At 47.1% G+C, this 13,904-nt stretch carries 16 protein-coding genes; 1 reads left to right on the forward strand and 15 read right to left on the reverse strand.

The features are described 5' to 3' along the window. Positions 1-81 precede the first annotated feature (81 nt). The 15 genes from FD07_RS00540 to glyA all read right to left on the reverse strand — a co-directional run bounded on the left by FD07_RS00540 (position 82) and on the right by glyA (position 12,675). Entirely contained in the window at positions 82-306 is a 225-nt protein-coding gene (locus FD07_RS00540) for a DUF2969 domain-containing protein (protein ID WP_020088397.1), read from the reverse strand. Between the two features lie 12 nt (positions 307-318). Then, positions 319-612, reverse strand: coding sequence for a membrane protein insertion efficiency factor YidD (yidD, locus tag FD07_RS00545; protein WP_020088398.1), 294 nt, complete (start codon positions 610-612; stop codon positions 319-321). Positions 613-645: 33 nt separating this feature from the next. After that, on the reverse strand, positions 646-1,650 hold the full coding sequence (mreB, locus tag FD07_RS00550; RefSeq protein ID WP_020088399.1) for a rod shape-determining protein: 1,005 nt from the start codon (positions 1,648-1,650) through the stop codon (positions 646-648). Positions 1,651-1,888: 238 nt separating this feature from the next. Further along, entirely contained in the window at positions 1,889-3,196 is a 1,308-nt protein-coding gene (murA, locus tag FD07_RS00555; protein ID WP_020088400.1) for a UDP-N-acetylglucosamine 1-carboxyvinyltransferase, read from the reverse strand. Positions 3,197-3,226: 30 nt separating this feature from the next. Then, the gene (locus FD07_RS00560; protein ID WP_020088401.1) at positions 3,227-3,454 is read right to left on the reverse strand and encodes a DUF1146 family protein; all 228 of its coding nucleotides are present in this window, start codon (positions 3,452-3,454) and stop codon (positions 3,227-3,229) included. A gap of 403 nt (positions 3,455-3,857) precedes the next feature. Next, complete coding sequence (locus FD07_RS00565; protein ID WP_020088402.1) at positions 3,858-4,277, reverse strand: F0F1 ATP synthase subunit epsilon; 420 nt, start codon at positions 4,275-4,277, stop codon at positions 3,858-3,860. Between the two features lie 13 nt (positions 4,278-4,290). Beyond that, complete coding sequence (atpD, locus tag FD07_RS00570; protein WP_020088403.1) at positions 4,291-5,706, reverse strand: F0F1 ATP synthase subunit beta; 1,416 nt, start codon at positions 5,704-5,706, stop codon at positions 4,291-4,293. A gap of 22 nt (positions 5,707-5,728) precedes the next feature. Then, the gene (locus FD07_RS00575; protein ID WP_020088404.1) at positions 5,729-6,628 is read right to left on the reverse strand and encodes a F0F1 ATP synthase subunit gamma; all 900 of its coding nucleotides are present in this window, start codon (positions 6,626-6,628) and stop codon (positions 5,729-5,731) included. Positions 6,629-6,658: 30 nt separating this feature from the next. Beyond that, positions 6,659-8,200: a F0F1 ATP synthase subunit alpha gene (gene atpA / locus FD07_RS00580; protein WP_020088405.1), complete on the reverse strand. Its 1,542-nt coding sequence runs from the start codon at positions 8,198-8,200 to the stop codon at positions 6,659-6,661. Between the two features lie 30 nt (positions 8,201-8,230). Then, a complete protein-coding gene (gene atpH, locus FD07_RS00585; protein WP_020088406.1) occupies positions 8,231-8,773 on the reverse strand; it encodes an ATP synthase F1 subunit delta in 543 nt (180 codons plus the stop codon). After that, positions 8,763-9,278 carry a F0F1 ATP synthase subunit B gene (gene atpF, locus FD07_RS00590; protein ID WP_020088407.1) on the reverse strand — a complete coding sequence of 172 codons (516 nt, stop codon included), beginning with the start codon at positions 9,276-9,278 and terminating at the stop codon, positions 8,763-8,765. The genes atpH and atpF overlap by 11 nt, the downstream gene beginning before the upstream one ends. Before the next feature lie 48 nt (positions 9,279-9,326). Further along, on the reverse strand, positions 9,327-9,539 hold the full coding sequence (atpE, locus tag FD07_RS00595; RefSeq protein WP_020088408.1) for a F0F1 ATP synthase subunit C: 213 nt from the start codon (positions 9,537-9,539) through the stop codon (positions 9,327-9,329). A gap of 35 nt (positions 9,540-9,574) precedes the next feature. Continuing rightward, positions 9,575-10,294: a F0F1 ATP synthase subunit A gene (gene atpB / locus FD07_RS00600; protein ID WP_020088409.1), complete on the reverse strand. Its 720-nt coding sequence runs from the start codon at positions 10,292-10,294 to the stop codon at positions 9,575-9,577. Between the two features lie 410 nt (positions 10,295-10,704). Next, positions 10,705-11,340, reverse strand: coding sequence for a uracil phosphoribosyltransferase (upp, locus tag FD07_RS00605; RefSeq protein ID WP_020088410.1), 636 nt, complete (start codon positions 11,338-11,340; stop codon positions 10,705-10,707). Positions 11,341-11,433: 93 nt separating this feature from the next. Continuing rightward, positions 11,434-12,675, reverse strand: a complete 1,242-nt coding sequence (gene glyA, locus FD07_RS00610) for a serine hydroxymethyltransferase (protein ID WP_020088411.1) — start codon at positions 12,673-12,675, stop codon at positions 11,434-11,436. A 367-nt stretch (positions 12,676-13,042) separates the two neighbouring features. On the opposite strand from glyA, the gene FD07_RS00615 reads away from it, so the two are divergent. Beyond that, positions 13,043-13,904, forward strand: an 862-nt coding sequence (locus FD07_RS00615; protein WP_057161926.1) for a hypothetical protein, incomplete at its 3' end; no start/stop codon positions are given.

The following is a 13,904-nucleotide window of genomic DNA, read 5'->3' on the forward strand; positions in this document are numbered from 1 at the left end:
TATTTCAAACTAAGATACTCCTAAGTATAAAGGCCGCAGTGAACTTTAACGATTCACTGCGGCCAACTTTACTAAAAATTATTAACCGCGATGCAGGTGATAGTCCCGCAAGAGCAGTTCGACACCTTCGTCGACCGTCTTAGCGCGATAGACGTCACCGTCATTGAGCTGCGCTTCGAAACGGTCGCCGTCAGGCTTAACCGTCCCAATTGTCTCGTCGCCGATCTTTAAGATAGACATCGTTGCGCCTTCTGGTAATTTTTGTTCATCAACTGTGACTTGCACTGCTTTTTCTCGTTTACTCATGCCAACTCTCCTTTATTTAGTGGGGGAATTTTTATCAAGGCCCATTTCCTTGCGGTAAGCCTGCTCAGCCGCGAAGTTCCGGCGTAAAGTGAAATGATCCGGTACGGGATCAACGCCACCGCGGACGAAGGGATGACAACGCAGGATGCGTGACAGCCCCATCAGGCCCCCTTTAACTGCACCATGCTTGGCTAATGCCTGTAGCATGTAATTCGAACACGTCGGATAATACCGACAGGTCGGTGGAAACAGCGGTGAAATGAACCGTTGATAACCACGAACCAGCTTCGTCAGTAACCATTTCATCGCGATGCTCCCTTCTGTGTTAACCACAGACTGTTAGTTGTTTTCCTTAGCGGTCTTGGTGTCCATGTGCTCCAGAAGCACACCAGCACCCTTGGCCACGTTATCCAGTGGATCTTCGGAGATGATGACCGGAACCGTCAGCTTTTCAGAGAAGAGCTTGTCGATACCATCGAGCAAGGCACCCCCACCAGTCAACATGATGCCACGATCGATAATATCCGCAGCCAATTCTGGTGGTGTCGTTTCCAACACGGCCATGGCAGCTGACACAATCTGGTCAACGGAATCGTGGATGGCCAATTCAACTTCAGCGGCGGTAATCGTCGTTTCAGTAGGCATCCCACTAACGGAATCCCGGCCACGAACGTCCATCGTCTTTTCTTCATTACCGGGTTCTGGGTAGGCCGTCCCAATCTTAATCTTGATGGTTTCAGCGGTCCGTTCCCCGATAATCAGGTTGTGGTGATGCTTCAGGTAGTTCACGATCTCAGTGTTCATCCGGTCACCAGCGACCCGAATCGAACGACTAGCCACGATGTCACCCAGGGAAAGGATCGCGATGTCACTCGTGCCCCCACCCATGTCGATGACCATGTTACCACTTGGCTTGAAGATATCCATTCCGGCACCCAATGCAGCCACCTTTGGTTCGTATTCCAGATAGACTTTGGCGCCACCAGACTTTTCAGCAGCCTGAATGATGGCCTTCCGTTCGATCTCGGTAATGTTCGTTGGGGCACAGATCATGATGTTAGGCTTGGATAGGAAGCCCTTTACGCTTAATTTATTGATGAAATAGGAGAGCATGGCTTCAGTGATATCGAAATCAGAAATGACCCCATCCTTCAAGGGACGAATAGCCCGAATGTTACCGGGGGTCCGGCCAACCATTCGATAAGCTTCGGAGCCCACCGCTAATACCTTGTCAGTCTTCGTATCGATTGCAACGACTGATGGTTCATTTAATACGATACCTTTGCCGACCACGTAGATTAAAACGTTCGCAGTCCCCAAATCAATTCCAATGTCTTTCGCCATACTTATGCGTCCTCCTGATTTTTAATGCCAATTTTCAACATTTCATTATACCATAATCTCCAACAACTCTAAATGCTTTCTCGCGCTCAAGCGGGAACTAAACGAATTGTTAACGATTCGTCCCCCAACCGCTGCGCCTGAATTATCGCAAAATTCTTCTAGGTCAAACAGGTGCTGACGCGTGCCAGCACCCTTTTGATAATAAAAAGGCGGCCACAAGTGCCACCCTAAATAAGTTCTAATTTTTGACGTGCGTGTTCTTTAAGACCACCGTATCGTCTTCTGGGAAGTCGACCCGTTTGACCTGTGCACCCAGGGCCGTCAACTTCTTGTGGAAGTCGTAGTAACCGCGGTCAAGGTACTTCAAGTTCGTCACTTGCGTGTATCCGTCAGCAACCAAGCCAGCCAGAACTAACGCTGCGGCTGCCCGTAAATCAGTAGCTGCGACTTCAGCCCCGTTAAAGTCGGTTGGCCCGTGCATCACGACCGTCCGCCCGTTGATTTGGAACTGGGCATTCATCCGGCGTAATTCTTCCAGATGCATGAACCGGTTTTCAAAGACAGTTTCGGTCATCGTGCTAGTCCCCTCAGCAGCCAACTGTAAAATGGTCATCTGTGGCTGCATATCAGTTGGGAAACCAGGGTATGGCAAGGTCTTAACGTCCGTCGGCATTAACTTTTCTGGGCCAACGACCCGGATACCAGCGGCTTCTTCCGTCACTTGTACACCCATTTCTTGTAATTTGGAAATTAAGGGCTTGTTATGTTCAACAATACCGTCCTTGATCAGCACATTACCCTGAGTCAATGCAGCAGCAACCATGAAAGTCCCTGCTTCGATTCGGTCCTGAACCACGTTGTGTTCCGTCCCGTGCATCTTCTCAACACCATCGATCCGCAACGTTTCCGTCCCGGCACCGCGAACATGAGCCCCCATCTTGTTCAAGACGTTAGCTAAGTCCACAATTTCTGGTTCACGGGCAACATTATCAATCACGGTCGTCCCCTGCGCAAGGCAGGCAGCCATCATGATATTTTGCGTTGCGCCGACGCTAGGAAAATCTAAGTAAATGTGCGTTCCCTTTAATTGATCAGCGAAAGCTTCAATGTAGCCATCGTGCTGCTCAATCCGGGCACCCAATGCTTCAAGCCCCTTCAAATGTAAATCAATCGGACGCGTTCCAATGGCACAACCACCGGGTAATGCCACCCGGGCATGACCTAACCGCGCCAGAAGTGGCCCCATCACAACGATGGATGCCCGCATCTTGGAAACGTATTCAAATGGTGCTTCACTTGACACTTGGTGGGTCGCATCGATAGTAACTTCCCGCCGCTCTTCGTTAAAATCAACGCGCAGGTTCAGGAAACGAAGGACCTTATTCATCGTATAAACATCAGATAAAACTGGAACATTTGCTAAGTGGGTGAGTCCATCTTGACCAAGGATCGAGGCTGCCAGGATTGGCAGAACCGCATTCTTTGCGCCTTCGATATTTACCTCACCAGTTAAGCGGTTCCCACCATGAACAATAATTTTTTCCATGGGATACCTCCAAAGAATTTTCGGGCTTGCCTATAGTAAATAGCCCAGATTACGAACATTATTGATGAAGTCCAGAAAGAACGAGCTGCAGCCGTACCCTATCGCTACCGACAACATCACGATAACGACCCGTGCCTGACGGGGGTACACCGACATTAGTCGTTCAATGTGTAACGCCGAGATTGCCCAAAACGCGAGGGCAATGAACGTCAAATGACTAACAATCGTTAGAATCGCTTGCAACCCTAGAAGTTTCATTAACTCAATCCTTTCTAAACATTCTCACCAACTATAGCATAATTTTTCGTGCTTGTCCTTGAAATTCCGGCAAAATCAGCGTTTGTAATATTACATTTACTTTTATTAATAGCTGTGACTGAACAAACTATAAGTAATTTCAGTGAATGACGTTTCCAGGGGGCCTTTCATTTGAAATCATAGAGTAAACGGCTTCGATTGCTAACCATTGACTTCAAATAGCTGGATTGGGCATCGGTAAATTCCGAACTTTAATTTTTTCATCACCTAGACCAATCCACAATTATCTGGTCCCGACACTTGTTTACGGCCACACATCACCAAGGACCAATTTGAATTTTAAGCAAACAAAAAGACAATTCCCGTTAGTGAGAATTGCCTTTTTTGACTTGCATTAGTGTGCTTAATGGTTGGCGACGTTAATTCGGTTGATGGCCCGCCGCAAAGCGACCTCAGCCCGTGCCAAAGTGTCATCGTCATGAGCTTCTTGCGCCTTTTTAATGGCAGCTTGCGCCCGATCACGAGCACTTTCGGCCCGACCGACGTCAATATCGTCTTGACGTTCCGCACTGTCAGCAACAATGGTGGCAACATTATCGGAGAATTCTAGGAAACCACCGTTAACGGCAATTTCATCCTCTTCACCATCATGTTTAACCCGTACTTCGTCAACTTCCAGAGAAGAAATGACGGGCACGTGATTGGGCATGATCCCGAGTTGACCCAACTTAGTCTTGATGACCAAGAGCTCACCATCGTTTTCATAGACCCGGCCATCTGGGGTTACGATACTAACGGATAATACTGATTGATTATCAGCCAATTAGAATCCCTCCCTAGTTGTTGGCAACGGCAGCGTTCATTTGCTTAGCCTTTTCGACAGCGTCTTCGATAGCACCACAGTTCCGGAAAGCATCTTCTGGTAGGTCATCATACTTACCATCTAAGATTTCCTTGAAACTCCGGACAGTATCTTCCAACTTAACATACTTCCCGTCCATACCCGTAAATTGTGAAGCAACGGAGAATGGTTGTGACAGGAAGAATTGAATCCGCCGAGCACGGTTAACAATCGTTTGTTCTTCTTCGGAAAGTTCATCCATCCCTAAGATAGAGATGATATCTTGCAATTCATGGTACCGTTGCAAGACGTGTTGAACTTCCGTAGCAACATCGTAGTGTTCTTGACCGATGATTTCAGGGGCCAAGGCAGTAGACGTCGAAGCCAGTGGGTCCACGGCTGGGTAAATCCCTTGTTGCGTCAAAGCACGTTCCAAGTTAGTCGTGGCATCCAAATGGGCGAAAGTCGTGGCAGGAGCAGGGTCGGTATAGTCATCGGCAGGCACGTAAACGGCTTGGATCGAGGTGATAGACCCCTTCTTCGTCGACGTGATCCGTTCCTGTAACTGACCCATTTCAGTAGCCAACGTTGGTTGGTAACCAACGGCTGAAGGAATCCGACCCAAGAGGGCAGAAACTTCAGAACCAGCTTGCGTGAACCGGAAGATGTTATCGATGAAGAGCAGCACATCTTGGCCCTTAACATCACGGAAGTATTCCGCAATGGTCAAACCAGTCAGGGCAACCCGCATCCGGGCACCAGGAGGTTCGTTCATTTGACCATAAACCATGGCCGTTTGCTTCAGAACCCCTGAACCTTTCATTTCCCAGTACATATCGTTACCTTCACGAGTCCGTTCACCAACACCGGTGAAGACGGAAATCCCGTTATGGCCTTGAGCAATGTTATGGATTAATTCTTGAATTAAAACGGTCTTACCAACACCGGCACCACCGAACAACCCAATCTTCCCACCACGAACGTAAGGTTCGAGTAAGTCAATAACCTTGATACCCGTTTCCAGGATTTCAGTCGTAGGGTTTAATTCGTCATATTTAGGTGCATCACGGTGAATTGGCATCCGTTCTGCGTCTGGTCCAAATTCGGCACCGCCGTCAATAGGATTCCCCAGAACGTTGAACACCCGACCGAGAGTGTCGTCACCGACAGGAACAGAAATAGAAGCCTTAGTGTTTTCTACTTCCATACCCCGGCGAAGACCATCGGTACCGTCCATGGCAATCGTCCGCATAACCCCGTCACCTAATTCCAAGGCAACTTCGGTTACAAGGATACTACCATCATCTTTTTTGATGTTAAGGGCGGTGTTGATGTCAGGTAATTCATCATTCAGTGGGAATTCAACGTCAACAACAGGTCCGATAACTTGAACAATTTTACCAGCACTCATTATTCGTTAATTCCTCCCGTCATTAATTATTTAAGGCTTCCTGACCACCAGTAATTTCGGTGATTTCAGTGGTGATTGCTGCTTGTCGTGCACGATTATAGTGCAGTTGCAACGTTCCAATCAAATCATCGGCATTATCAGTGGCTGATTGCATCGCATTTGAACTTGATGCATGTTCGGAAGTCTTCGCGTCCAAGATTGCACCGTAAACTAAACTTTCTGCGTATTGTGGCAGAACGACCTGCAACACTTCTTCTTCAGAAGGTTCGGTATCGTATTCAGCAGTTAAAGGTGCAGCTTGCGTATCGTTTGCCGCATCAGTCGACAAGGTTTCCTTGTCAACTGGTAACATTTTTTCAGCCCGAAAACGGGATGAAATCCGGTTTACAAAGTGGTTGTAGCACACAAAGAGTTGATCAAACACCTCATTGTCAAACATCGTGGTTACGGTCTTAACGATTTCCCGAACTTCGTTAAATTCAGGCACATCGCTGACCCCACGGTATTCGTAAGCCACGTTGATGCCACGGTTCCGGTAGAAGTCGGCACCTGTTCCCCCAACGGCTAACACCATGTAGTCGTCAGGATTAGGCGTCCGTTCTTTAATGAACGTATTGGCTTCCCGGAGCACGCTACTATTATAGCTACCCACCATTCCACGATCGGAGGTGATCACTAAATATGCGGTTTTCTTTACTGGACGGTTCGACTGTAGGCTACTTGAGGAATTATCTAACAGATGAGACTGTGAAAGATGCATAACGACAGCCTTAACCTTCGAAACATAGTCTTGGTAGCCGACTGCGTGTTTCTGAATCTTATTTAACTTCGCGGTCGAAACCATGTGCATCGCCGCCGTAATCTGACGGGTTGCTTTCGTGGATGTAATTCGACGTTGGACGTCATGAATTGATTCAGCCATTATTTCTCACCATCCTTCCTTCAAGTAATCTTAATCAGCCGTGTCTGCCGCCGTATTATCGGCCTTAGCAGTTGGTTGGAAAGTTGCATCGAATTCAGCAATGGCCGTTTCGAGAGAGTCGCCTTCTGGCAAGTTCCCCGTCTTGGTAATCGTGTCTTCGAGATCTTGATGGCTGGCATCCATGTAGTCGAACAGCTCGTTTTGGTAACGCAAAACGTCTTCAATTTCGAGCTTGTCCAAGTGACCATGAGTCAACGCAAACAAGATAATAACTTCCTTGGCAACCGGAACAGATTCATGCAAGCCTTGCTTTAAGACTTCCACGGTCCGTGCACCACGGTCTAGTCGAGCCTTGGTTGCGGCATCCAAATCAGAACCGAATTGGGCGAAGGATTCAAGTTCACGGTAGGCAGATAAGTCCAACCGCAACGTCCCAGCAACCTTCTTCATGGCCTTGATCTGAGCGTCACCACCAACCCGGGAAACAGAAGTCCCGGCATCCATAGCTGGCCGAATCCCAGAATAGAATGAATCACTGTTCAGGAAGATTTGACCATCGGTGATGGAAATAACGTTGGTTGGGATGTAAGCAGAAACGTCCCCGGCCTTGGTTTCGATGACAGGCAAAGCCGTCATTGAACCGCCACCTAGTTCGTCACTTAACTTAGCAGCCCGTTCCAGCAAACGGGAGTGGGTGTAGAAGATATCACCAGGATATGCTTCACGACCTGGTGCCCGCCGTAAAATCAAGGAGAGTTCACGGTAAGCATCGGCTTGCTTAGTTAAATCATCGTAGACGATCAGAACATGCTTGCCGTTGTGCATGAATTCTTCACCCATGGCAGCACCGGCATATGGTGCAACGTACAACATTGGTGCTGGTTCGGAAGGACTAGCAGTAACGACGATCGTGTAGTCCATAGCGCCGAATTTTTCCAGCGTAGAAACTTGTGCACGCACCGTAGAAGCCTTCTGACCAATAGCAACGTAGATACAGATCATGTTTTGACCCTTTTGGTTAATGATCGTATCGATGGCGATAGAGGACTTCCCAGTCTTCCGGTCACCGATGATCAATTCACGTTGTCCACGTCCAATTGGAACCAAAGCATCGATGGCTTTAATCCCGGTTTGCAGAGGTTCACTAACCCCTTGCCGTTCCATAACACCAGGTGCTTTGTGTTCGATTGGCCGCGTCTTGTCCGTGGAAATGTCCCCTTTACCGTCAATTGGCCGGCCCAGTGGGTTTACAACCCGACCGATTAATTGATCGCCAACGGGAACTTCCATGATTCGTCCAGTCCGCTTAACGGAGTCGCCTTCAGTGATTCCAGTAAAATCACCCAAGACAACGATACCAACGTCACTGGATTCGAGGTTTTGGACCATCCCATAAACCCCGTTATCAAACAACAGCAACTCACCTTGCAAAGCGTTGTTCAGACCGTGGGCCCGGGCAACACCATCACCAACGTAAGTAACCGTACCAGTTTCTTCAACTGAGATTTCATCCTTGTAGCTTTCTAATTGTTGTTTAATTAGAGCACTGATTTCCTCAGCTTTAATGCTCATGAAAGTTTCACCTCTTTATTACCGAATTCGTTATGCAAGCAGTTGCTGCCGTAAACGATTGATTTTTGTTCGTAAACTACCATCAAGAACCGTGTCAGCAGCCTTAACGATGACCCCAGCGATCACAGAAGGATCGACCTGACTACTCAAGATAACCTTATCGGCCCCTACACGTTCTGCGTAGGTTTTCTCGATCTTCGTCTTTTGATCATCAGTTAAAGGTACTGCCGTTGTGACTTCAGCGTAAACCGTGTGGTTAGCCTCATCATACATGGCCTGGAATTGATCGACGATGTCGACCACGTTTTCCATGCGACCATAGTCATATACCATTTGAACAAAGTTCTTGATATATGGCGATGCGTCTTTCAGTAACGGTTGTACTAAAGCCTCACGTTCAGCAACCTGCAGGCTAGCGTCTGAGAGCAAAGTGCTCAATTGCGGGTTGTCCTGGAAGATACTTCGAAGTTCTTTAAGCTCTGTAAAGCCTGACTCCAGTTGGTCTTTTTCGGACAACAGTTCATATAATGCTTTTGCGTAGCGCTTAGCTACAGTTGCCCTATTAAGACTCATGTTGCTTCCCCAACCCTTCGATATAAGAATCAATGAGTGCCTTTTGATCGTCAGCTTTCAATTCTCGTTGAATGATCTTGGAAGCAATCTCAATAGATAGGTCCGCCACGTCATTGCGGGCATTGACCAGGGCATCTTGGCGTTCTTGCTCGATGTCCTTTTGGGCATTTTGCTTCAACGTCTGTGCGTCTGTTTGAGCTTGTGTAACGATTTGTTCACGCTGTTGTTGACCATTGGTCTTGGCATCGTTCACAATCGTCTGTGCTTCAGACCGAGAACTAGCTAATGCGGTTTGACGCTTCTGAACTAAGTCAGCGGCTTCATTCCGAGAGCTTTCAGCTGAGTCAATATCATTACTGATCTTGTCAGCCCGATCTTGCATCATCTTGGTCACTGGCTTCCAAGCCAAGACCTTAACGATCCACATTAATAGTAAGAAACAAACGACGTAGAAAATTGAATCACCAAAGTAAAGCCCTGCGCCAACCACTAAATGTGAGAGCATCTATTGACACCTCCTTCTACTATCAGATATAAACATCATTGCGACTAACTACTTGTTCATAACCATCAAAGCAACAACGAAGGCAATGATAGGCATGGCTTCGATAAGCCCAACCCCGATGAACATGTTAGTCCGTAATTGACCTGATAGTTCAGGTTGACGGGCCATACCTTCTAGCATTTTGGAAATAAGAATACCGTCACCAACACCACCACCAATAGCGGCTCCGGCCATAGCGATACCAGCTGCAATAGCTCCCATAATAATTGTTTCCTCCTTAAAATTAGATAAGTACTTTATTCCTCAACTTCAAGCTTTTGAGAAATGTAAACTGAAGACAACGTAACGAACACGAAGGCCTGGATTGCTCCCAAGAAAGCTGAGAACCCTTGCCAAGCCATTTCAAGTGGTACAGCGACTATCATCGTTGCGATGCCATGTGAAACCGCAAGCTTCCAAATTATCCCCAAAAGCATTTCGCCAGAGAAGATAACCCCGAAGATACGTAAACCCAACGTTAAGAAGTTCGTGAATTCTTCAAAGATACTGATAACTATCCAGACCTTAAAAGGCTTCATGTAATTTCCGAAGTGGGTCTTGTAACCCAATTTACTTACCCCTGCAAACTGCGCAAGCATCAACGTCATTAATGAAAAAGTCAGCGTCGTAATTGGATCCGACGTAGGACTCCGGACGATGGTGGCACCGTTCGGCAACGAGAGATTGATAAACAATCCCAATTCGTTTGACAAGAACAGGAAGATAAATAAAGTGAAACCGTACAATCCAAAACCACCAATTTCCTTGGTAGGAATGGACCCCTTCAAAATTCCGTTGGTAAAATCAATCAGCCACTCCAAGAAGTTTTGCCCCTTGGTAGGCTTCATGGCCAAATGTCTGGAAGTAAAATAAACCAGGGCAACAACAAGTAAAAAGACAACCGAAGCTGACACAATGTTGGCCGTGCTAAACGTCAATCCCAGAAATTGGAAGGTCGAAACTGGACCATCATTCACCGAATATCACCTCTTTTCAACACTATATGGACGCGGTTTCTCGAAGGTTTCACCCAACATTTTCATTAAGTTTTCTTTCGAGAAATGCGGAATAGTGAACGAAGCGAGCGCTCCATTCAAATACACTGGAAATGATACCACCAATTCAGCTAAAAAACAAAACAATTTTTCACGGTTTAAACATTATTCGGGACTTGGATAAAGCTTAGTACTGAAAAGGATAGTAACCGGTTTCACAGTCTACTTGCGTGCGCAATCAGCTCCATAACAAATTCGGGTTGTCAAGCCCCTTTTTAACAAATGTATCCGTTCAAACCGAAAGTCTGTCCGTGGTGCCGAACAAATTCCGAAAAGCCGCGGTTTCGGCAAACAAATAAGAGACTCGGCCCTAAGCCGAATCTCTTTAAAGTTTACTTCGTCCCAAACAAACGATCACCAGCATCGCCCAAACCTGGCACGATGTAGCCATCTTCGTTCAAGTGATCGTCCAACGCAGCCGCGTAAATGTCAACGTCTGGATGGGCTGCTTGCAGGGCTTTAACCCCTTCCGGTGCAGATACTAAGCACACGAACTTCATGTTCTTTTCGCTAGCGCCGCGCTTCTTCAAAGCATCGATGGCCATAATTGCTGACCCACCGGTAGCTAACATTGGATCCACAATAAAAATTTGTCGTTGATCAATGTCTGACGGCAACTTAACGAAGTATTCATGGGGCTGCAGGGTTTCTTCATCGCGATACATCCCGATGTGGCCAACCTTAGCAGCGGGGATCAACTCTAAGATCCCATCGACCATACCAATACCAGCACGTAAGATTGGCACAATTGCCACCTTCTTACCAGCAAGTTCCTTGGCAGTCATCTTGGCCACTGGCGTCTCAATAACCTTATCCTGTAGTGGCATGTCACGCGAAACATCATATGCCATTAAGGTCGAGATTTCATTAACTACCTCGCGGAAACTGCGGGTGCCACAGTTCTTATTCCGAATAATAGTTAACTTGTGTTGAATCAACGGGTGGTCGAGTACTTGAAACTTCCCCATGAATAAACGCTCCTTTATGATTTCTTACAATTGTACCATTATCTACGCTACCAGAACGGATTAATTTTTAATGAAAACGTTTTTTCATTAATTTTATGGCAATGCGGTTAAAGGATGGGCTTGGGTCAACTCATGAACCTGTGCCTTCACCTCAGCTAATACCGCGTCATCATTAGGATTCAGGACCGTCTTCACAATCAAGCGGGCCACCTCGCGGCACTCGTCAGCATTGAACCCACGCGTCGTGATTGCCGGCGTTCCCAGCCGAATACCGGATGTCTTGAATGGACTGAGCTTCTCGTTTGGAATGGCTTCTTTATTGGTCGTGATCAGCACGCTATCCAACAGTTCTTGGGCCTGTTTTCCATTAAGCTCCGTGTCAGACAAGTCCAACGTCATCAAGTGATTATCAGTTCCTCCAGAAACCACACGAACCGTTGGCAACTGATTGAATTCATCAGCCATTGCCGCAGCGTTCGTGATAATCTGTTGCGCATAATCCTTAAATCCTGGTTGAAGGTCTTCAAAGAAAGCAGCGGCCTTGCCGGCAATAACGTGTTCCAGTGGTCCCCCCTGCGTCCCTGGGAAGACGGCGGAGTTGATGCGCTTGGCATTCTCAGCCTGCGATAAGATCAGACCTCCACGAGGCCCCCGTAAGGTCTTGTGCGTCGTGGTCGTGACCACATCAGCGATACCAACGGGACTAGGATGCAATCCGGTCGCTACCAGCCCGGCAATGTGTGCCATATCAACCATCAGATAGGCCCCTACTTCGTCAGCGATTGACCGGAAAGCATTCCAGTCAATGATCCGAGAGTATGCTGAAGCTCCAGCAACAATCAGCTGTGGCTTCACTTTCAAGGCTAAATCACGAATCATATCGTAGTCCAGGAGTTCCGTCTCGGGATTCAAGCCATAACTGTAGGCTTCATAGAGTTTTCCAGAGAAGTTAACCTTGGCACCGTGGGTCAAATGGCCCCCGGCGTCCAGACCCATCCCCAAGATAGTGTCACCAGACTTCAAAAATGCCGCGTAGACGGCCTGATTAGCCTGTGACCCAGAATGGGGTTGGACGTTGGCGTACTCGGCGTTAAACAGCTTCTTAGCACGGTCAATGGCTAATTGTTCAACAACATCAATGTACTGGGTCCCTCCGTAATAGCGTTTACCAGGGTAACCCTCGGCGTACTTGTTGGTCAACACGGAGCCTTGAGCCGTTCGAACGGCGTGGCTGACAATGTTTTCTGAGGCAATCAACTCAATGGTATCCTCTTGCCGGTGTTCTTCATTAGCAATGGCCTGCCATAACGCTGGATCTTGTTCTTTAAAATTCAATGGCGATCCCTCCTGAACTGTAATTAAGTTAATTCTACCAAACTTTCTGAGTCTCTGGGGGAAGTTTGGTCTATTTATCTTTTTATAATTACCGTCACCTATTTAAATAAGGCCCCGAGCGATTCCGTTTTGAAATGAACCCCCAATTACCCCGATGATGTTGCCACTATGAGTAGGCGTGCCTAGGCATGTTGAGACTACTGTGCCGTCAGACACGTGAGCGACAAACCTCTGAATTCATTCAGGGGCAATTGACTTATTAACATGCCTGCTTCTTTAGCCTCAAATTNATTAACATGCCTGCTTCTTTAGCCTCAAATTGTGCTAGACTGATCATATATTCAGCTGAAAATTATGAGGTGATAAGATGTTAAAATTAGTTCGCCAGCTAGTCCTAGCTGGCCTCACATTAAGTTTACTGGGTGGTGTCGTCACTCCGACACTGGCTCAAGCGGCAACAACTGATCCGGACTCCAGCGAAGCAACGGATCTTCAAGGCTCTGTCAACTATCAATTTGAATCGGTTCAATCGCCTTACAATTGGATCACCGATGAACAAGGTCAGACGACCAAGGTTCCCTGGTATCCAGGAACATCAGCGGATCCTCTTCCCCAGAGCTATTCTTCCGCGGAAATAAATACCGTCAAGTCATTTCCGTTCGTCACGACTGATGATATTGAAGGCAGTCCAAACTACTTTACCGCAAGTCAAATGACTCAACTCGCCAAGGTTGGGGTAAGTGTCGATCCGGATGAAACCTTGGCGGACTACCTGGCACCACGCAATTTTGATAATAGCTCCTTTACTCCGAAAGATTTGGCGACCTACTATACCGATTATGCTTACGCCTATGCCTGGATCTATAAGGTCGCGGCACAAACAAAACTTAGTACACGCAGCTATAGCGACATCAAGAGAGACTTAAAGGACAACGTCATGTTCTATTTAAAGGAAATGGATAGTGTCTATCCAAGTATTGAAATGGCTGATACAGTGACCCAATACTTTGGTAAAACTGCTGCCGACTTTGATGCCCAAATGTTTCTTAACAACATATCCTTCGTCCACCTAACCGATCCAACCGAACGACTGGCTCGCTTAGATCCTCAAGCCTCTGCGGACAAGGAAAGTGATTTACTCAAGCAACCCGTCAAAAACTTTATTATTCAACAAAAAGATAGTAGCGATTCCAATAAGACTATTGACGGCGAATTTTATAATCAAGTTA

This window comes from Levilactobacillus parabrevis ATCC 53295 (assembly GCF_001434055.1).
Lineage (GTDB): Bacteria > Bacillota > Bacilli > Lactobacillales > Lactobacillaceae > Levilactobacillus > Levilactobacillus parabrevis.